We start from the raw sequence: 19867 nt of genomic DNA, 5'->3' as shown, positions 1-19867 counted from the left end.
CCGCACCCAACGGCAGCTACAGAAATGCGCTTTCCACGGCAGCCTCCGATGCCGCCACCTGGCCACCGACGACGATGGTGAGACCCCGGAGAGTGGCTTCGTATCGAGTGCCGTCCGTGGGATTGATCGCGGTGAAGCCGTTGTCATCGGCGGTGACGTTGTCGACGCGGATCGCCGCCGAGTCACTCAGCCGCATCCCCTTGTAATAGAGACCTCCACTCGGTCCTCGGCAAATCACCACGAGCGAGGCTGCGGTTCGCAGGAGCATCGCCGAATGGTCTGGGACTTCGCAACGAGCAGCTGGGTATCCAAGGAATCCTTGAGCGTCCGCACCAGCGATGGGCAGCGGCGGGGTCGACCCGGGAACCGAAACATCCGGCGGCGGTGGTGGCGGTTCCGGCCACAGTGGGGGCCGCGCCGCTTCGGAAGGCGGCGGCAATTGGCGGTCCTCAAACGCGGGGACAGGTGAATCCCACCGACAGTCGAGCATGCGAAACATAAGGAAGTCTGGCTCGCCGTTGGCGCGCGGCCGCCCATTCGCCACCGGGGATATCGCTACGTCAGCCTTGAACGGCCCGCGGCCGAGTATCTCGCGCTGGCCCGCAAAATCAAGGACCAGGGTGAGGACCTTCCCGCGGGCGGACGCGGAAACCAGAACGCCTTCGGGGTTCGACTTGTCGAACTCCGATACGTCAGCTCTCCAGTCCTGGCCAACGCTGGGCTTCGGCGAAGACACGACGATCAACCGGTCATCGGCGATATGCGAAGGTCGAATGTAGAACTCCATGTCCATGCTGCCTGGCTCTTCTGTGAGCCCGAATCGATCTCGAACGAGCCGCGGCGATTGCGGCGCCTTTATGGCGAAGGTCGCTTCTAGTTGCAAGCGCTGACCACCCACATGGTCCAATGCCACTTGCTGGACTCGCGTGATCGCAGGACCCACGGGGTCGTCGCTGTCACTGCTTGGCTCGCAGCCCATCGCGTGAGGAAGCGCCGACCATCGCCTCGACCCTGGATCTTCTTTCGCACATCCGGTGCCGACGACGGTGGCACCAATTGCTAGGACGGCAAATCCAGATCGCAGTGCACGCATGCACATGATTCACGCATGCACATGATTACAGCAAACGCTCGCGCATGTTCCTACCGCAGTGAGTCCCCCTGAACCACCGCGCCCCGCATCTGATCCTCCGCCTTCACCGCGCACCCTGGCCGGCATGGACGCACCGACCCGTGAGCAGCTCAAAAGATTCGTGGTCGGCCGCCTGGCGGGGTCTGGTGCCACCCCCGAGCAGATCGAGGCGGCGACCGACGCGGTACTTAAGTATGCGCCGCTGCCCAGCTGGGAGTTCGACGGGCACTGGTATGGGACGGAGGCCAATCTCTCCCAACAGCGCAGCTGTGGTCAGCTCCCCGCCCTTCACGGTGAGGACCGCGCGGCGCACGATCTCCCGAATGTCACTGCCGCTGGTGCGCTCCGGAAGCCGGCCTGCCACAGCCGTTGTGTCGACCACGTCTGCGCCGGGCAGGCCGTCCAGCAGCGCAGCGAGGATCCGGGCAGCGTCGGGCCGGGTCGGGAAACCCACCATCGCCAGGCTGTCAAAACGACCGGTCCGGATCGCGGCAGCAGCGAGTGTCCCCGCGTCGTTCGTGCTGGCGAGGGTCAGGATCCGGGCATCGCTGGCGATGTCCATGGCCTGCAGCAATTCGCTGAGACCGCCACCGTCGCCGCGGTGGCGGTCAAGGCACCACAGGTCAACGTCGTCCAAGACGAGGAGCACCGGACCGCCCAGTTTCTGCGCTGCCTCCACGACGCCCGTGAGCAGTCGTTCCCCGGCCCGCGCCTCCACGTAAATCACCGTGAATTCGCCAACCAGTTCATTGGCGATCACCGCTGACACAGCTGACTTCCCTGTGCCGGGCGGGCCACAGAGGAGCACCCCGCGCCGGCTTCCCAAACCGTGACGGTTCAGCAGCTCGTACAGATCCCGCACCGCGGCCACTGCGAGATCGATTTATTTCCACACCTCCGGCGCCACGATCACGTTCTCACGGGTCAGCGGCGGCAGCTCGAGCAGCGACAGCGCTAGGGCTAAGCTGAAGCTGGCGCGACAAACCCTTCCGCGGTATGGATTCAGCTGATCCGCCCGCTGCAGCAGCCGGTCCAGGACGGCCCTCGCATCGCGCTGAAAATGACGATGCACGTAAGCGGTGACATCAAGGTTGTGGCCGAGCGACATTTGCGTGTCGATGCTGATCACCACCGGGGTATGCGGCAGCAGCGTTCCCGCCGAAAAAGCCGCGCGCAATTTCTGGGAGTGGTGGTAGGTCACGTCGCCGACTTCGGACTCCGTCCAGGCCGGCGGATCTGCGTAACTGTGCGGCCCAAGCTGCACCTGCCCCGCGTGCTTCTCAATCAGCTCCGCCAATGCCAGCGCCGCGGTCAGCCGCGTGACCGCCGACAAGGCGCGCTCTTCGTCGATTACGTGCGAGTGACTGGGCACTCCGAGGCAGCGGAGTGTGAACCGTTCTGCCGTCTCATTTTTCGGCGGTCGTTCCGCGACGCCGACAAGCAGCTGACCCAGCGCCATCAGCGCCCGCTGCGAGTCGTCGGCCAACGCATCGATCCACGCCGCTGCGTCGGTGATGGGTACCCGAGTTTCGGCGCCACTAGTCATGGCAAACGACGGTAGGCGGGGGTACCGACATCGAACTGGGGTCAAAACTGGGGTCAAACCCCGTTTCCGGAACCCCTCCGGACCTTAAAAACCACCTCTGAACTCTGTCGGGCTGACAGGATTTGAACCTGCGACCACTTGACCCCCAGTCAAGTGCGCTACCAAACTGCGCCACAGCCCGCCACCGCCGCAACATCTCCGGCAGCAGGTCGAAAGCCTACCGCACGGCCGCGGGTGTCCCGAATCCGCGTGAGGACACCTTGACCGCGTAGGCTCGGCCACGCGGGACTGCCCCCTCGGCAGCGCGACTACCCCTCAGGAATCACCACTTATGCAGCTTCCCCCCTCGCAGCAGTGGTCGGCCATGCCCGACCCCACGGACCCCATAGGCATCCCCGAGACCAGCGGCGACCCCGCCGTCACCGACGAAGTGGTCGACGTCGCCGACACCGGCGACACCGTTCTGCTGCTGCAGAAGATGGAAAACCGCCTCATCCGGCACACGCTGCGCCGGCCCGACGTGCTGAGCGCCGAGCAGCTGCGCCGGCTGCGGTATCTGCTCAACTTCGCCCGGCTCGACGACTTCGAGCCCGGCGCCGCCGGCCCGGGCGGCGCCCGCGGCCGCGGCGACGTCTCCGTCGGCGCGGAGCTGGCCGGGTGGCGAGCCAAGGTGGCCGACGCACTGCGCGGCCCACTGCGCGTAGAGCGCGACCCGGTGATGGCGTTGGTCGCCGCCCGTGACACCCTGGGCACGCTGGCCCCCGAGCAGGACGAACAGCGCCGCCTGCTGGCCGAACGCCACGGCAATGACTTCTCCCTGGCCGAGCTCGACGCGGAGGTGGGCCACAAGAAGCTGGTAGCCGTCCTCGGCGGGGGTGGCGGCGCCGGCTTCGTCTACATCGGCGGGATGGAGGCCCTGCTGGAGTCCGGGGCGGTGCCCGACTACCTGATCGGGTCCTCCTTCGGTTCCATCCTGAGCTCGGTGGTCAGCCGCACCTTGCCGGTGCCCATCGACGAGTACGTCCAGTGGGCCAAGACGGTGTCGTTCCGCGCCATCCTGGGGCCCGAGCGGCTGCGCCGCCGCCACGGCCTGACCGGTGTGTTCGCCTTGAACTTCGACCTGTTCGCCGACGCGATGTTCCGCCGCGAGGACGGCGCGCCGATGAAGATGTCGGATCTGGAGATTCCGTTCGATGCGGTGGTGGCCGGGGTGCGCCGCCAACCGTTTGCGGCCCTGCCGGCGCGTTATCGCAACCAGAGCCTGGCCGGCCTGCAGTTGCGGTCCTTCCCCTATCTGTCGATCGGCCTGGGCCCGCAGGTGGCGACGCGGATGTGGCAGACGGCCGCCTTCATCGACCCGCGGGTGGTGACCCCGATCGTGATCGGCGGCGACAACCCGGACCGCGACGTCAACGTCGTTGATGCGGCGTCGTTCTCCTCGGCGATCCCCGGGGTCTTGCACCACGAGCCCAAGGATCCGGCGATGGAGCCGATGTTCGACGCGCTGCTGGCCGACAACGACGTCGGCGCCCTGGTGGACGGTGGCGCGGCCAGCAATGTGCCTTTGGAGCTGGCTTGGAAACGAGTCCGCGCGGGCCGGTTGGGCACCCGCAACGCCTGCTACCTCGCCTTCGACTGCTTCCATCCGCAGTGGGACCCCAAGCACCTGTGGCTGGTGCCGATCACCCAAGCGATCCAGTTGCAGATGGTGCGCAACGCGCCTTATGCCGACCATCTGGTCCGGTTCTCCCCGACGCTGTCACCGGTCAACTTGGCGCCGTCGGCGGCAACCATCGACCGGGCCTGTCATTGGGGGCGCAAGAGTGTCGAGCATGCCATTCCGGTGGTTTCCGCACTGCTGCAACCGGTCTGGTGGGAAGGCACCGAGCCCTCGGTGGTGACCCCGAAGGCGCCCGCGCAACCGGAGCACCCGCACGCCGCGTCGATGGACGAGGTGATGGCCTCGGCCCGGGCGCCGCGCAGCCGCTGGGAACGGTGGCGTAGGCAGAACCCCGCCTGAGCCGGCTAGACCGTCACCAGCCGGTACAGCCCGATCAGTCCGACCACCAGGATCACCGCGCGCAGCGCGTTCGGAGACAACCGGCGCCCGTAGTGACCGCCCAGGTAGCCCCCGATCAGCGAACCAACGGCGATCAATCCGGCTGCCGGCCAACTGATCCGGTCGAAAGCCGTCGCGATGTAGGCCGCCGCGGCGACCACATTGACGATCAGCACCAGCAGGTTCTTCGCGGCGTTCATCCGCTGCATCGACTCGGGCAGCAGCACCCCCATCACGCCGATCAGCAGAATTCCTTGGGCCGCAGCGAAATAGCCGCCATACACACCGACAGCGAAAGTGCCGATTGCTAACGCCGCCAGCCGGCCATCGCTGAGCTGATCGGTCGAGCGACCCTCGGCCGCCGCGCGGCGCTGCGCCAACGCCTGAATCTTCGGGCCGATCACCACCAGCGCCAGGGCACCGACCAACAGCGCCGGGACGACCCGGTTGAACACGCTCTCGGGCAGGTGCAGCAGCAGGTACGCCCCGAGCACCGCGCCCAGCAGCGATCCCGGTATCTGCCATCGCAGTCGGTCCCACTGGCCGCGCAGTTCGCGACGGTACGCCCAAGTGCTGGAGATGCCGCCGGCCACCAGGCCGATCGCATTGGAGATCGTCGCGGTCAGTGGCGCAAAACCCAGCGTCACCAAGGTCGGAAAGGTGATCAACGTGCCCGAGCCGACCAGGGAGTTGATCACCCCGGCGCCCACCCCGGCCAGGATGATCAACACCATCTGCGATACCGGCATTTGCAGCACCCTACGCTGATCGTGCGCAGGGCTAGGGCAGCCGAGCTGAGAGGTGACGCGATGATCGGCATTACGGGAAAGCGGGCGGTCGGTGCTGTCTGCGGGCTGCTGTTCCTCCTCGGAGCGCCGCCGGCGGCCCAGGCCGCCCCGGAGGTGCCGTCAGGCCGGTACGCCTTCACCGCCCAGCACGGGCCGTCGCAGCGGGCTGCGACGTGGACGTTCACCCCGTGCGGCGCGACGTGCACCACCGTCGACGCCGAACGCTGGCTCCAGAACGCCGAATTTCATCTCAACGGTGGCCGCTGGGAGTACAGCGGGCGGGGCAGCATGGACTGCCCGGTGGATCACACCCCGCTGCCGGTGTCGAAGACGGTCAGCTTCGACGCGGTGACGCTGGCCGGGCAATGGACCACCGCAACCCTGGAGCCGTGCGGTCGCGGACCGGCCGGCGGGGTGGTGGGGCAATGGGACTTCCAGCTGACCAAGGCCGGCTAACTGGAGGGGTCAGCGAGAACGCTTGGGGCCGCGCTTCTCTCGCACTCGCACATTGATCCGGATCGGGCTGCCCTCGAATCCGAACGTCTCGCGCAGTCGCCGCTCCAGGAACCGGCGGTAGCCGGCCTCCAGGAATCCCGATGTGAACAACACGAACGTCGGCGGACGCGACGTCGCCTGGGTGGCGAACAGGATGCGCGGCGCGCGGCCGCCGCGTGCCGGCGGCGGGGTCGCGGCGACCACCTCTTTGAGCCAGGTGTTGAGCTGCCCCGTGGAGATCCTGGTGTCCCAGGAAGCCAGCGAGGTCTCCAGCGCAGGCACCAACTTCTGTACCGCGCGACCGGTTTTCGCGGAGATGTTCACCCGCGGCGCCCACGCCAGCCGGGCCATGTCCCGGTCGATCTCTTTGTCCAGCAGGTAACGCCGGTCTTCGTCGACCAGGTCCCACTTGTTGTAGGCCAGCACCACCGCCCGGCCCGCCTCGACCACCATCGAGATCACCCGCTGATCCTGCTCGGTCAGCGGCTGCGACGAATCGACCAGCACGATCACCACTTCGGCGGCGTCGATAGCGCCATGGGTGCGCACCGAGGCGTAGAACTCGTGTCCGCTGGCCTGCCCGACCTTGCGGCGCAGCCCGGCGGTGTCGACGAAACGCCAGATCTTGCCGTCCATCTCGATCAGCGAGTCGACCGGGTCGACGGTGGTGCCGGCCACATCGTGCACCACCGAACGCTCGTCGCCGGCCAACCGGTTCAACAGCGAGCTCTTGCCCACGTTGGGTTTGCCGACCAACGCCACCCGGCGTGGGCCGCCACCACCGCCGGCGGTTTCGGCCACCTCGGGCAGCTTGGCGATCACCTCATCCAGCAGGTCGGCCACTCCGCGTCCATGCAGTGCACTGATCGTGAACGGCTCGCCCAGTCCCAGCGACCACAGTGCCGCCGCGTCCGATTCGGCTCGCTCACTGTCAACCTTGTTGGCGGCCAAGAACACCGGCTTGCCGGACCGGCGCAGAATCCGCGCGGCGGCCTCGTCGCCCGCGGTCGCGCCCACCACCGCGTCCACCACCAGAATCACCGCATCGGCGGTACGCATGGCCACCGCGGCCTGCTCGGCCACCAGCTGCTGCAGACCCTTGGCGTCGGGTTCCCAACCGCCGGTGTCCTGCACGACGAATCGGCGGCCGGTCCACAGCGCGTCGTAGGACACCCGGTCGCGGGTCACCCCGGGCAGGTCCTGTACCACGGCTTCGCGCCGGCCCAGGATCCGGTTGACCAGCGTCGACTTGCCGACGTTGGGCCGGCCCACCACGGCCACCACCGGCGGCGGGCCGGAGTCTTCGACAAGATCGTCGAAGCCGCCGTCTTCGCCGATCTCCCAGTCGCTTTCGTCGACCCAGGTTCCGTCACTCATCGGATCGCCCCGCAATGCTGCTCAACCAGGTCCCGCAGGTGGTCGACCACCTGGTCCTGGGTCATGTCTCCGGTGTCCACGATCACCGCGTCGTCGGCGGGCCGCAGCGGCGACACCGCCCTCGTGGAATCCATCTCGTCGCGGCGAAGCACGTCAGCCAGCACGCCGGCGTAGTCGTCGCGCAGTCCGGCCGCGATGTTCTGGTCATTGCGCCGCCGGGCGCGGGTCTCGGCCGAGGCGGTCAGGAAGATCTTCACGTCGGCGTCGGGCAGCACCACGGTGCCCACGTCACGGCCTTCCACCACCACGCCGCCGCCTTGCGCGGCCAACTGCTGCTGCACGGCGACCAGCCGGCTGCGCACGGCGGGAACCGCCGCCACGGCCGACACCGCGCGGGTCACCTCGTCGCCGCGGATCTCTCGCGAAACGTCTTCGGCGCCAAGAAAAGCGCGATCGCCGTCGGGTTGGGGGTCCACCGAGACCTCGACACCCTGCGCGACCGCGGCGACGCCGTCGAGGTCATCGAGGGCGACACCGGACCGCAGCACCGCCAGCGTGACGACGCGGTACATCGCACCGGTGTCCAAATAGCGTGACCCCAGCGCCTTTGCCAATCCCCGCGCGACCGTGGACTTTCCGGTACCGGCCGGCCCGTCGATGGCGACGACGGCCGCACTGACCGGGCTCACAGACCGACTGCCTTATACAGTTCCCCGATTTCCTTGCGGGTCAACGCCCTGATGCTGCCGGGACGCTGCTCCCCCAGCGCAACCGTGCCGATGTCGGTGCGCACCAACTCCTGGACCGGAAATCCGACCGCCGCCAGCATCCGCCGCACGATCCGCTTGCGGCCTTCGTGCAGCGTCACCCGCACCAAAGACTTGCCGGGCACGGCGTCCACCACCGCGAAATCGTCGACGTTCGCCGGCCCGTCGTCGAGTTCGACGCCCTCGCGCAGCTTTTTGCCCAGCCCGCGCGGGACGGTGCCCAGCACGGTGGCCACGTAGGTCTTGGGCACCTGATACGACGGGTGCATCAGCCGGTGCGCAAGTTCGCCGTCGTTGGTCAACAGCATCAGGCCCTCGGTGTCGGCGTCGAGGCGCCCGACGTGAAACAGCTTGGCGTCACCGCGAACTCGATGTTGGACGTAGTCGCCGATGCACGGCCGCCCGCGGTCGTCCGACATCGTCGAATGCACCCCGCGCGGCTTGTTCAGCGCCAGGTAGACCCGGGTGTCATCGACGGTCACCCGCGCCCCGTCGACCCGGATGACCGATGCGGCAGGGTCCACTCGGGTGCCCAGTTCGGTCACCACCTGACCGTCCACTTCGACCCGGCCGTCGCGAATCATCCGCTCGGCCACCCGGCGCGAGGCGACCCCGGCCTGCGACAGCACCTTCTGCAGGCGCACTCCGTCTTGTTCTTCGTCCGGCCACGCCATCAGAGGTGGTCCACATCGAAGGTCAGCGGCTGATCGGCCGCCGGCGCACCGCCGAGTTTCATGAAACGCGGTTCGCTGTCCAGGGTTTCGCTCATTTCATCGATCACGTCGACATCAGGCAGCAGCGGCGCGATGTCGGGCAGGTCGGTCAGTGACGACAGGCCCAGCCGTTCCAGGAACAGCTCGGTGGTGGCGAACGTCACGGCCCCGGTGTCGGGGTCCGTGCCCGCCTCGGTGATCAAGCCGCGCGCCACCAAGGTTCGGATCACCGCGTCGACGTTGACGCCGCGGACCGCGCTGACGCGGGCCCGCGTCACGGGCTGGCGGTAGGCGACTACGGCAAGGGTCTCCAGCGCGGCGCGGGTCAGCTTGGACCGGGCGCCGTCGAGCAGTAACCGCTCCACGTACGGCGCGAACCGGGCGCGGGTGTACAGGCGCCAGCCGCCGCCGGCCTCACGCAGGTCGATGCCGCTGTCGCGTTCGGTGAACTCTTCGGCCATCGTCCGCAGTTTGGCCGTGATCCGGTAGACCGGCTGGTCGGTGGCGGCCGCCAGGGCCTCCACGGTCACCGGGGTGTCCACCACCAGCAGCAGGGCCTCGAGCACCGATCCCAGCTCGGAGTCCTCGAGCTCGGGTGCCAGGGCGACGTCGATCCCCAGATTGGAGCCCGACGTCCCGGCCGTTTCCTCGGCGGCCTCGTGGTCTTCCACAGCGTGGGCGGCCTCGGGAGCCTCGAAGTCCTCCGGCACTTCGGAGTCGGGCACGTGGTCAGTCATCAATTCGTCTCGCACTACTCGGCCGATTCTGCTTTCACCAGGTCTTCATTGGTGGGACGTTCCCCCGTCCACGACACCTGGAGCACACCAAGTGGTTCTGACTGCTCAAATGCTACCGCCCGGGCCCGATACAGTTCGAGCAGCGCTAGGAAGCGGCCGACGATCTCGATCGGCGCCTGACAGTCGGCGACCAGTTCGGAGAACGACGCCCACTGCCCCGTGCCGCGAGCCTCCAAGAGCCGCAACACCACACCGGCTTGCTCGGGAACCGACACCATCACCTGATGCAGGTGCCCGAGGCCCACCACCGGCGCCGGACGCGGGGTGAAGGCGGCCGCCGCGATCTGGGCGAAGGATTCGGCGTCGACGCCCAGCATCACTTCGGGGAGCAGGTTGGCATACCCGTCTTCCAGCGACACCGCGCGCGGATAGCTGCGCAACGCGGCGGCTTCGAGCTCGGCGAACATCTGCGCGACGTGTTTGAACGCCCGATATTGGAGCAGCCGCGCGAACAGCAGGTCGCGGACCTCGAGCAACGCCAGGTCTTCTTCGTCGTCGACCTGGCCGGCCGGCAGCAGCCGGGCCGCCTTGAGGTCGAGCAGCGTCGCGGCGATCACCAGAAAGGCCGTGGTCTCCTCGAGCTCCAGCTGCGCGCCGACGTCGCGGGTGTAGGCGATGAAGTCGTCGGTGACCTGGTGCAGAGCCACCTCGGTGACGTCGAGGCGATGCGCGAAGATCAGCTGCAGCAGCAGGTCGAACGGACCCTCGAAGTTTGTCAGCCGGACCTGGAAGCCCTGCGCGTCATGTGGGGCGTCGGCCGTCTCAGTGTCGGGGTTCACGCGCCGAATCGGTCGATGACTTCGCGGGCCAGCGCACGGTAGGCCTGTGCACCCCCGGATTTCGGAGCCCAGGTGGTGATGGGCTCGCCGGCCACGGTGGTCTCGGGGAAGCGGACGGTACGAGTGATGACCGTGTCGAACACCAGGTCGCCGAAGCGCTCCACCACCCGCGCCATGACCTCGCGGGAGTTGACCGTGCGCGGGTCGTAGCGAGTCAGCAGGATGCCGCTGATCTCCAGCTTCGGGTTGAGCCGGTCGCGGACCTTGTCGACGGTGTCGGTCAACAATGCCAGCCCGCGCAGCGAGAAGTACTCGCACTCAGTCGGGATCACCACGCCGTCGGCGCAGGCCAGACCGTTGACGGTGAGCAACCCCAGCGACGGCTGGCAGTCGATCAGCAGGTAGTCGTAGCGGTCCAGCACCGGGGTCAGCGCCCGCGCCAGGGAATGCTCCCGACCCACCTCGTTGACCAGCTGAATCTCGGCCGCGGACAGGTCGATGTTGGAGGGCACCAGGTCCAGGTTCTCCACCCCGGTGTGCACGACCACGTCGTCGATGCCGACCCGAGGTTCGACCAGCAGGTTGTGCACGGTGTGCGCCAGGTCGTAGTGCGGCACGCCGAGCCCCGCCGACAGCGCACCCTGCGGGTCCAGGTCCACCAGCAGCACCCGGCGGCCGTACTCGGCCAGCGCGGCACCGAGGTTGATGGTGGAGGTCGTCTTGCCGACGCCGCCCTTCTGATTGCACATCGCAATGACCTTGGCCGGCCCATGTGTCGAACGGGGCTGCGGCTCGGGGATATTCCGCGGCGGACGCCCGGTCAAACCGACGCCCGAGGTGTCGTCGTCGCTCATGGCCGGACCGGCGCTGTGGTGGCGGACATCCGCAGAAGTCTAATAGGTGACGGCCGTCTGCATTAGCCACATGACCAGTGATTGCGGCGCCGGCGGCCATAGGATCGCATCCATGAGCCTCAAACGACGTTTCCCCTTCCTGCGGTGGTCGTTCCTGCGGATGGCAACCGGTGGGCGCAACGTCGTCACAACAGGGCAGATCGGCGACGGCCGCGAGGCCGCAGCGGTCGACTTCGTGCTGGCCAACGCCCGCGCCGGCGATATCGACGACGTGCTCGCCCGCATCGACGAGTTCGCCTACGAGAAGTCTTTGCTGATCAATATCGGCGACGAGAAGGGCCTGCTGTTGGACGCCGCGGTGCAGCGGGTCAATCCGGCGTTGGCGCTGGAGCTGGGCACCTACTGCGGTTACAGCGCGCTGCGGATTGCCCGCGCCGCACCGGCGGCGCGGATCTACTCGATAGAGCTGGCCGAGGCCAACGCCGCCAACGCCCGGCGGATCTGGGCGCACGCCGGGGTGGCCGACCGGGTGACCTGTGTGGTGGGAACCATCGGCGACGGCGGGCGCACGCTGGACACGTTGACCGCTAAGCACGGTTTTGCCGCCGGTGGGCTGGACTTCTTGTTCCTCGACCACGACAAGACCGCCTACCTACCCGACTTGCAGGCGATCCTGGACCGGGGCTGGCTGCATCCGGGGGCGGTCGTGGTGGCCGACAACGTCAAGGTGCCGGGGGCGCCGCGTTACCGCGAGTACATGCGGGCTCAGCAGGGCGTGCTCTGGGACACCAGCGAACACCGCACCCACGTGGAATATCAGAGCCTGCTCCACGACCTGGTGCTGGAGTCGACCTATCTGGGCGGCTAGTTCCCTGCGCGAGCGTGCGCAGACTGACAGTTTTTGCGGCGTGTCGGCGTACAGACCCGCACTCTCGCGCCAGGAAACTCTCGCGCCGGGAAACTCTCGCGCCAAAAGAACTAGCGGGCGCGGGGGTGGGCGCCGGCCCACACCTCGCGCAGGGCGTTGACAGTGACCAACGTGTAGATCTGGGTGGTGGTCACCGAGGCGTGGCCGAGCAGCTCTTGCACCACCCGCACGTCGGCGCCGCCGTCGAGCAGATGGGTCGCGAACGAGTGTCGCAGGGTGTGCGGTGACACCTTGGCGGTGATCCCGGCCCGCTCGGCGGCGTCCTGCAGCACCTGCCAGGCGCTCTGGCGCGACAGCCGCCCGCCCCGGGCGTTGAGGAACACCGCCGCGGTACCGCGGCCCCGGCCCGCCAGATCGGGGCGGCCCCGCACCAGGTAGGCATCCAGCGCCGCCACCGCCGGCCGGCCCACCGGCACCAATCGCTGCTTGCCGCCTTTGCCGTGCAACAGCACCGATCGGTCTGCGACGTCGATGTCGTCGAGATCCAGGCCGACGGCCTCCGAGATACGAGATCCGGTGGAGTACAACATTTCCAGCAGGGCGCGGTTGCGCAGCGTCAACGGCCCGTCCGAGGCGCTGTCACCGCCGGCGCCGGCCAGCAGCGCCGCCACCTCGTCGATAGTCAGGCTCTTGGGCAGCCGCCGTCCCGGGGTCGGCGGCTTGACCGAACGCGCCACGTCGGCCGCCACCAGTCCCTCGGCGGCGGCGAACCGGTGCAAGCCGCGCACCGCGATCAGCGCGCGCCCCGCCGAGACCGCGGACAGTGCGGGCACGCCGTTGTCCGGGTCGCCTCGACGCAGCGTCACCAGAAACTCGGTGACATCGCCTTCGGCGACGCCGGCCAGGTCTTCGATCCCGCGGGCCAGCAGGTGCTCGCGGTAGCGGCGCAGGTCGCGCCGATAGGAACTCAAGGTGTTGGCGGCGACCCCGCGCTCGATGGTCAGGTGGTCCAGATACCCCTGCAACTGCCCGTTGAGCGGGCACACCGGCTGGGTCGCCGCGGTCATGGCCGGTTCTGTCTGGCCGCGAACGCGGTCGGTCGGTCGACCCACTCGGCGCCGGTGTCGCGCAGCTCGGCGAAGCCCTGACTGTGGGCAAAGGCGGCCAGGATCCCCGCCACCGCAATGGCATTGACGATCTCACCGGAAAACACCATCCGGGCCGCCTCGGCGATCGGATACCACTCGAGTTGCAGATCGGCCTCTTCGTCGTGGGCCTCCGGGCGGTCCACCTCGGTCAGGCCGGTGGCCAGATACACCCGCACCGACTCGTCGGAAAAGCCCGGGGTGGAGACCAGGTCGACCAGCACCTGCCAGGTACTCGCCGTCAGACCGGCCTCCTCGACCAGTTCGCGGCCCGCGGTCAGGTGCGACGGCTCGCCACCGACGTCGAGCAGGCCGGCGGGCAGTTCCCACAGCCGGCGGCCCAGCGCGTGGCGGTACTGGTAGATCAGCGGGATCCTGCCGTCGGCATCCAGGGCGACCACCGCCACCGCCCCGAAGTGCTCCACCACGTCCCGGGTGGCCGTCGCGCCGCCCGGCATCAAGACCTCGTCGCGGCGCAGCGCAAAGATTTTGCCGCTGTGCAGCAGCTGCGACGACGTGGTCTCGAAGACGTGGTCAGCCACGGGTGACGTGTTCCGGCAGCGCTTCTTGCAGTGGGTCGGTCAACGGCTGGGCGCTGCCGCCGTGCCCCTCGGCACCGTTCTGGGCGTCTTCGTGCTCAGCACCGTGAGGTTCGTGGGCGTGCTCGGGGATCTCCACCGGCAGCCGCTCGGCCGCCTTGTAGTCCATCGCCGCGCCGATGAACGCGGCGAACAGCGGATGCGCCCGGGTGGGCCTGCTCTTGAGCTCGGGGTGCGCCTGGGTGCCCACCAGGAACGGGTGTACCTCGCGGGGGTACTCGACGAACTCCACCAGCTTCCCGTCCGGGGAGGTGCCGGAGAACCGCAGCCCGCTCTCGGCGATCCGGTCGCGGTAGGCGTTGTTGACCTCGAAGCGGTGCCGGTGCCGTTCGGAGACCTCGGTGGCCTGATATGCCTCGGCCACAATCGAATCCGCTTCCAGCACGGCGGGATAGGCGCCGAGCCGCATGGTGCCGCCGAGGTCGGCGGTGCCGGCGACTGCCTCCTGCTGGTCGGCCATGGTCGCGATGACGGGGTCGGGCGTGTCGGGGTCGAACTCCGCCGAGCTGGCGTTGGTGATTCCGGCCAAGCGGGCCGCCTCGATCACGATGCACTGCAGACCCAGGCACAGTCCCAGCACCGGCAGGGCGTGGGTGCGGGCGTAGGTGATGGCGCCGATCTTGCCCTCGATGCCGCGGATGCCGAACCCGCCGGGGATCAGCACGCCGTGCATCTCCCCGAGCGCGGCGGCCGCGCCGGCGGGGGTTTCGCAGGCATCGGAGGCCACCCAGTGGATCTCGACCTTCGCGTAGTGGGTGAAGCCGCCGGCCCGCAGCGCCTCGGTCACCGACAGGTACGCATCCGACAGGTCGATGTACTTGCCCACCAAAGCAATTCGCACAGTCTCGTGGGGTTCGTGGACGCGGCGCAGCAGCTCGTCCCACTCGGTCCAGTCGACGTCCTTGAACGGCAGGTTGAGCCGACGCACCACGTAGGCGTCGAGTTCTTCGCGGTGCAGCACCTTGGGGATGTCGTAGATCGAGGGCGCGTCCGGGGTGGAGATCACCCCGTCGATGTCGACGTCGCACATCAGCGCGATCTTGTTCTTCAGTGCCTCGGGGACGTTGCGGTCGCAGCGCAGGATCAGCGCGTCGGGAGTGATGCCGATGCTGCGCAGCGCCGCCACCGAGTGCTGGGTGGGCTTGGTTTTGAGTTCTCCGGACGGGGCCAGGTAGGGCACCAGCGACACGTGCAGGAAGAACACGTTGTCCCGTCCGACATCGTGGCGGATCTGCCGGGCGGCTTCCAGGAACGGCTGCGACTCGATGTCGCCGACGGTGCCGCCGATCTCGGTGATCACCACGTCGGGGCGCACGCCGTCGGCGTCCGGCTCCGACATGGCCAGGATGCGGCGCTTGATCTCGTCGGTGATGTGCGGGATCACCTGCACGGTGTCGCCGAGGTATTCGCCGCGGCGCTCCTTGGCGATGACCGTCGAATAGACCTGGCCGGTGGTCACATTCGCCGAACCGGACAGATCGCGGTCCAGGAATCGCTCGTAGTGGCCGACGTCGAGGTCGGTCTCGGCACCGTCCTCGGTGACGAACACCTCGCCGTGCTGGAACGGATTCATCGTTCCGGGGTCGACGTTGAGGTAAGGGTCCAGCTTCTGCATGGTGACCTGCAAACCCCGGGCGATCAGCAACTGGCCCAGGCTACTTGCGGTCAAACCTTTACCTAGCGAGGACGCAACTCCGCCCGTGACGAAGAGATGCTTCGGCTCGGTTTGCGGATGCTTTCGCAGTGGTGGCAACACCAACCTCCGTGACGACGGCGCAGGATCTGAGGGCCTGCCGACCCACGGAATCTCACCCTAACATCGACGCGGCGTCTCGGCTCCAGACACGCCCACCCGCGCCCGGACACCGCCTGTGATACGTCGGCCTTATTGCGCCAGCGTGACCGACCCGGCGCCGTGGCCGATGCCGTACTGCCCCGGCTGTCCACCGCCGATCAGGCTGCTGACCGCCATGACGGTGGTGATCCGGCCCGACTCGATGTCCACGTCGTCGACGGTGCTGATCGTCCCGGCCACCGCGGAATCGGTGCGGGCCATTGCCACCGCCGCGGTGCCCGACGCCGACCCGTCCCGGCCGGCCAGGACCGTCGCCGAGCCGTGCGGGGCCAGTGCCGCGGCGAACCGGGCCACGCTCAGCCCACTGGTGCCGGCGTCTTCGGGCAGCGCCCCGCCGGTGAGCACCACGGCCGAGTTGGCCGCGGGGAAACGCTCTTGGGCGTAGGTGATGAAGCCGGTGTCGCGCAGCGCGGCCAGCACCGTGCCACGCGCGGCGTCGTCGGCGGGCGCGATCGTGGGGTTGCGGTTGATCAGCAGCGCGATCCCGAGCAGATCACCGGTCTGCGCGTCCTGGTCGACGAGGTTGGTGCTCAGTTGGGCACCGGCCGGCACGATGCCGGACTCCAGCACCGCACGCAGCTTTTCCTCGGCGTTGCCGTCGACGAACTGGGCCGTCAGTGTCACCGTTCCGGTGACGGTTCCGCCGGCCTGCCCGATGATCCGCGAGACCGCCTCGACGTCACCGTCGACGGCATCGGGGGTCCGGAAGATCACCGTGGATTTGCCGTTCAGCGCGTCGCGCACGATCCGGGGGGCCATCTGGGCGTCGAAATCGTTGGCGTTGCTAAGCCGCTCACCCAGCGCGTTGTGCTGTTCGTGCAGCGCGTCGATCTGCTCCCGCAGATCCTGCTTGTCGGACTGCAGCCCGGCCATCAACGGGCCCGACAACAGCCCGGAGCCGAGCACGACGCCGAACACCAGTGCCAGCAGCACTGCCGTCAGCGACATCGCGTGGTAGCGAGGGGTGATCATTGCGGTGCCGACCCCGATTCTTCTTAGTCGATCCCTGTTAGGTCACCCAGTGCCGCAGCCACTGCGACAGGTGGTGCCAGTAGTTGCCGAGCCACTCGAGCACCACGGCGTCGGTGCGCGAGACCCACAGCGCGACGATGATCGCCATCAGCATCGTCAGCACCAGCAGCGCGATCGCGCCGGCCGAGATCCGGTTGCGGTAGAGCGTGGCGACCGCCCGGGCGTCCACCAGCTTTTCGCCGACCTTGAGCCGGGTCATGAACATCGACGGGTTGGTCAGCTGGCGGGTCCGGTCGAAGAACGTCTCGATGTTGGCGGTGTGCCCGGCGGTCACCAGCAGCGCCGCACCGTGGTGATCGGCCAGCAGCAGCGCCAGGTCCATCGCGGAACCGGCGGCGGGGAAGGTCATGGCACCGACACCCAGGTCCTGGATGCGCTCCAGACCGGGTGCGTGGCCGTCGGCGTCGGCGGGCAGCACCACCTGCGAGCCGCACCGCAGCACCTCGGCGCTCATCTGGTCGGGGTCGCCGACGATCAGCTGCGGGCGGTAGCCGGCCTTGCGCAGCACGTCGGCTCCGGCACCGACGCCGATCAGCACCGGCTGGTACTCCTTGATGAACGGCTTGAGGCACTTGAGGTCGTCGACGGCGCCGGCTTCGTCACCGACCAGCACCACGTGGCGGCGCCGCAGGTCGACGTCGATCTCGGGGATCCCGATCCCGTCGATCAGCAGCGGGCTCTCGCTGCGGATGAACTCGATGGTGTTGCCGGCGAAGGACTCCAGGTGGGCCACCAGCCCGCTCTTGGCCTCGATCATCATGTCGGCGATCTCGACGTCGCTGCGCTCGACGCCGCGGGCCAGCCGGCGGTCGCCGGAGTACACGGCGCCGTTGTAGAGGCGGACCTTGGCGCCGTCCCGGATCTTCTTGAACACCGTGGGTCCGGCTTCGTCGATCAGCGTGACCCCGTTGGCGACCAATACTTCCGGCCCCAGGTTGGGGTAGCGCCCGGAGATCGATGCCGAGGCGTTGACGACGCCGGCGATCTGGGCTTCCACCAGCGCGTCGGCGGTGATCCGGTCCAGGTCGAGGATGTCGAGGACCACGATGTCGCCGGGGCCCACCCTGCGCAGCAGTCGGTCGATGTCGTGGTCGACCCGAGCCGTACCGACGAGACCGGGCCGAGCGGTGTTACGAGACAGCAGCGCAGACATCTTCATGGGCGCGATTCTGTCCGGGAAGTCGTGTGAATCCGGGGAGGCGCGCCGTAACACCAGCCCCAGAAGTTTCATCACGTCACATCAGTCACACGGCGCTGACCTGTCGTCGCCCTAGCCGTCGGAGCCGGCGCCCCGATCCTCCTGCGCGGCATCCAGCAGCTCTCGCGCGTGAGCCCGGGCGGTGTCGGTCTCCCCCAGCCCGGCCAGCATCCGGGCCAGCTCGCCGACCCGGTCGTCGTCCGCCAACCGCCGGACCCCGCTGGCGCCCTGTCGCCCGGTGGGCTCGACCATCAGGTGCACGTCGGCATAGGCCGCGACCTGCGGCAGGTGCGTCACCACGATGACCTGGTGGGTGCGGGCCAAGCGGGCCAGCCGCCGCCCGATCTGCACCGCGGCCCGTCCCCCCACTCCGGCGTCGACCTCGTCGAACACCATCGTGGTGCCCGCCGACTGCCGCGAAGAGGTGGCCAGCACCACCTCCAACGCGAGCATCACCCGCGACAGCTCCCCGCCGGAGGCGCTCTTGGCCAGCGGCAGCACCGTCATGCCGCGGTGCGGGGCCAGCCCGAACTCGACGTCGTCGATACCGTCGGCGCCCGCGTGCACGGTCTGTCCCGACGGCAACCGCAATGCGGACGGGTCCTCGGCGGCGGCCGGGCCGGTGCTCACCCCGATGCTGAATTCGGCATCGGCCATCGCCAACCCGGACAGTTCCGCACTGACCGCCTTGGCCAGTCCACCGGCCGCCTTGGTGCGCACGGCACTGAGGTCGGTGGCGGCCTTGGCCACCTCCTCGCCCAGCGCGTCGACACGGCGGGCCAACTCGGCGAGTGCTTCTTCGGAGACGTCGAGCTGGGTCAGGCGCTCCCGAGATTGCGCCGCCCAGGCCAGCACCCCGTCGATGTCGGCGGCGTATTTGCGGGTCAGGCTGCGCAGCTCGGCCTGCCGGGCCAGCTTGGCATCGAGCGCGTCGGCGCCGGTGGGCAGATCCTCGAGATAACTGCCGAGCTCGCGGGCCACGTCGCCCACCACGGTGAGCGCCTCACCGAGCTGATCGCCCAGTGCCTGCAGCACCGTGTCGTCGGTGGTGCTCAACGCCGTCTTCGCCTGCCCCAGCCGATCGGTTGCCGAGCTCGGCCCGTCCGCTGCGTCAACTGCTTCGTCGGCGCCGGCCAGGGCCGCCCGCGCGCCGGCGGCCGCGGCGCGCAGCGCATCGAGCTCGGAGAGTCGCCGGATCTCGGTGGTCAGCGCGTCGTCTTCCCCGGCGCGGGGGTCGACGGCATCGATCTCGCGGAGCGCGAACGTGAGCCGGTCGGCTTCCTGAGCCAGTTCCCGGGCGCGGTCGCGGCGTTCGACGAGCTCGCGCCGGGCGGATTGCCAGGCCTCGCGGGCGGCACGGTAGCGCTCCAGCCGGGGACCCACCGCGGCGTAGCGGTCCAGCGCCGCACGCTGCTCGTCCGGGCGCATCAACCGCAGCTGGTCGTTCTGGCCGTGCAGCGTCAACAGGCTGCCGGTGAATCCGGTCAGCGATTTGGCGGGCACCCCGCGACCGCCCAGGTAGGCCCGCGACGGGCCGTCGCGGCTGACCGAGCGGGCCGCGATCACCGTGCCGTCCTCGTCGCGCTCCGCCCCGGCGGCCTCCAACAGCTCGTCGATCTGCGCGGCCGCAGCCTGCGCCAGGTCGGCGGTGCAGAACCTGCCCTCCACCACGGCACGGGCGGCGCCGGAACGCACCCGGTTGGCGTCGGCGCGAGCACCGCCGAGCAGGTGCAGCCCGGTGACCACCATCGTCTTGCCGGTGCCGGTCTCGCCGGTCAGCACGGTCAGTCCGCGATCGAATTCGGCGGTGGCTGCGCTGATGGCGCCCAGGGACTCGATACGGATCTCAGTCAGCACCGGGAG

General features: G+C 68.6%; 19 protein-coding genes and 1 tRNA gene. 3 read left to right on the top strand and 17 right to left on the bottom strand.

Annotated elements, in window-relative coordinates:
• Window positions 1–16: 16 nt before the first annotated feature.
• The 4 genes from K3U94_RS10580 to K3U94_RS10570 form a co-directional block, all read right to left on the bottom strand.
• A complete protein-coding gene (locus tag K3U94_RS10580; protein WP_220696434.1) occupies window positions 17–913 on the bottom strand; it encodes a hypothetical protein in 897 nt (298 codons plus the stop codon).
• A 283-nt stretch (window positions 914–1196) separates the two neighbouring features.
• Entirely contained in the window at window positions 1197–1940 is a 744-nt protein-coding gene (locus tag K3U94_RS23675; protein ID WP_267878363.1) for an AAA family ATPase, read from the bottom strand.
• Window positions 1941–2015: 75 nt separating this feature from the next.
• Complete coding sequence (locus K3U94_RS23670; protein ID WP_230987537.1) at window positions 2016–2678, bottom strand: hypothetical protein; 663 nt, start codon at window positions 2676–2678, stop codon at window positions 2016–2018.
• A gap of 107 nt (window positions 2679–2785) precedes the next feature.
• Window positions 2786–2859 (bottom strand) — tRNA-Pro (locus tag K3U94_RS10570).
• A gap of 183 nt (window positions 2860–3042) precedes the next feature.
• Between K3U94_RS10570 and K3U94_RS10565 the strand changes: the two genes are divergently transcribed.
• A complete protein-coding gene (locus tag K3U94_RS10565) occupies window positions 3043–4698 on the top strand; it encodes a patatin-like phospholipase family protein (protein ID WP_230987600.1) in 1656 nt (551 codons plus the stop codon).
• Window positions 4699–4703: 5 nt separating this feature from the next.
• Here K3U94_RS10565 and K3U94_RS10560 read toward each other — a convergent pair whose 3' ends face one another.
• Complete coding sequence (locus K3U94_RS10560; RefSeq protein ID WP_220696432.1) at window positions 4704–5486, bottom strand: sulfite exporter TauE/SafE family protein; 783 nt, start codon at window positions 5484–5486, stop codon at window positions 4704–4706.
• Between the two features lie 60 nt (window positions 5487–5546).
• Between K3U94_RS10560 and K3U94_RS10555 the strand changes: the two genes are divergently transcribed.
• A complete protein-coding gene (locus tag K3U94_RS10555; RefSeq protein WP_220696431.1) occupies window positions 5547–5981 on the top strand; it encodes a hypothetical protein in 435 nt (144 codons plus the stop codon).
• Window positions 5982–5990: 9 nt separating this feature from the next.
• On the opposite strand, the gene der is transcribed toward K3U94_RS10555, so the two are convergent.
• Genes der through K3U94_RS10525 form a run of 6 tightly spaced genes read right to left on the bottom strand, consistent with a single transcriptional unit; the run spans window position 5991 to window position 11307 of the window.
• Window positions 5991–7397, bottom strand: coding sequence for a ribosome biogenesis GTPase Der (der, locus tag K3U94_RS10550; RefSeq protein ID WP_220696430.1), 1407 nt, complete (start codon window positions 7395–7397; stop codon window positions 5991–5993).
• Window positions 7394–8086, bottom strand: coding sequence for a (d)CMP kinase (gene cmk, locus K3U94_RS10545; protein WP_220696429.1), 693 nt, complete (start codon window positions 8084–8086; stop codon window positions 7394–7396). Before cmk ends, der begins: the two co-directional genes overlap by 4 nt.
• Window positions 8083–8838: a pseudouridine synthase gene (locus K3U94_RS10540; protein ID WP_220696428.1), complete on the bottom strand. Its 756-nt coding sequence runs from the start codon at window positions 8836–8838 to the stop codon at window positions 8083–8085. The genes cmk and K3U94_RS10540 overlap by 4 nt, the downstream gene beginning before the upstream one ends.
• Complete coding sequence (gene scpB, locus K3U94_RS10535) at window positions 8838–9614, bottom strand: SMC-Scp complex subunit ScpB (protein WP_220696427.1); 777 nt, start codon at window positions 9612–9614, stop codon at window positions 8838–8840. Before scpB ends, K3U94_RS10540 begins: the two co-directional genes overlap by 1 nt.
• A 14-nt stretch (window positions 9615–9628) precedes the next feature.
• Complete coding sequence (locus tag K3U94_RS10530) at window positions 9629–10453, bottom strand: segregation/condensation protein A (RefSeq protein WP_220696426.1); 825 nt, start codon at window positions 10451–10453, stop codon at window positions 9629–9631.
• Window positions 10450–11307, bottom strand: a complete 858-nt coding sequence (locus tag K3U94_RS10525; RefSeq protein ID WP_047320823.1) for a ParA family protein — start codon at window positions 11305–11307, stop codon at window positions 10450–10452. The genes K3U94_RS10530 and K3U94_RS10525 overlap by 4 nt, the downstream gene beginning before the upstream one ends.
• 112 nt (window positions 11308–11419) lie before the next feature.
• On the opposite strand from K3U94_RS10525, the gene K3U94_RS10520 reads away from it, so the two are divergent.
• Entirely contained in the window at window positions 11420–12175 is a 756-nt protein-coding gene (locus K3U94_RS10520) for an O-methyltransferase (protein WP_220696425.1), read from the top strand.
• 110 nt (window positions 12176–12285) lie between these two features.
• On the opposite strand, the gene xerD is transcribed toward K3U94_RS10520, so the two are convergent.
• The 6 genes from xerD to recN all read right to left on the bottom strand — a co-directional run bounded on the left by xerD (window position 12286) and on the right by recN (window position 19861).
• A complete protein-coding gene (gene xerD / locus K3U94_RS10515; RefSeq protein WP_047320821.1) occupies window positions 12286–13242 on the bottom strand; it encodes a site-specific tyrosine recombinase XerD in 957 nt (318 codons plus the stop codon).
• Entirely contained in the window at window positions 13239–13862 is a 624-nt protein-coding gene (locus K3U94_RS10510) for an NUDIX domain-containing protein (RefSeq protein WP_220696424.1), read from the bottom strand. Before K3U94_RS10510 ends, xerD begins: the two co-directional genes overlap by 4 nt.
• Complete coding sequence (pyrG, locus tag K3U94_RS10505) at window positions 13855–15663, bottom strand: CTP synthase (protein ID WP_047320874.1); 1809 nt, start codon at window positions 15661–15663, stop codon at window positions 13855–13857. The genes K3U94_RS10510 and pyrG overlap by 8 nt, the downstream gene beginning before the upstream one ends.
• Before the next feature lie 141 nt (window positions 15664–15804).
• A complete protein-coding gene (locus tag K3U94_RS10500) occupies window positions 15805–16746 on the bottom strand; it encodes a copper transporter (RefSeq protein ID WP_047320819.1) in 942 nt (313 codons plus the stop codon).
• A gap of 37 nt (window positions 16747–16783) precedes the next feature.
• Complete coding sequence (steA, locus tag K3U94_RS10495) at window positions 16784–17965, bottom strand: putative cytokinetic ring protein SteA (protein WP_220696423.1); 1182 nt, start codon at window positions 17963–17965, stop codon at window positions 16784–16786.
• Window positions 17966–18076: 111 nt separating this feature from the next.
• Window positions 18077–19861 carry a DNA repair protein RecN gene (recN, locus tag K3U94_RS10490; RefSeq protein ID WP_220696422.1) on the bottom strand — a complete coding sequence of 595 codons (1785 nt, stop codon included), beginning with the start codon at window positions 19859–19861 and terminating at the stop codon, window positions 18077–18079.
• Window positions 19862–19867 lie beyond the last annotated feature (6 nt).

It is taken from the genome of Mycolicibacter heraklionensis (genome assembly GCF_019645815.1).
In the GTDB taxonomy this organism is placed as follows: Bacteria; Actinomycetota; Actinomycetes; order Mycobacteriales; family Mycobacteriaceae; genus Mycobacterium; species Mycobacterium heraklionense.
This window is presented reverse-complemented; position numbering and strand designations above follow the sequence as displayed.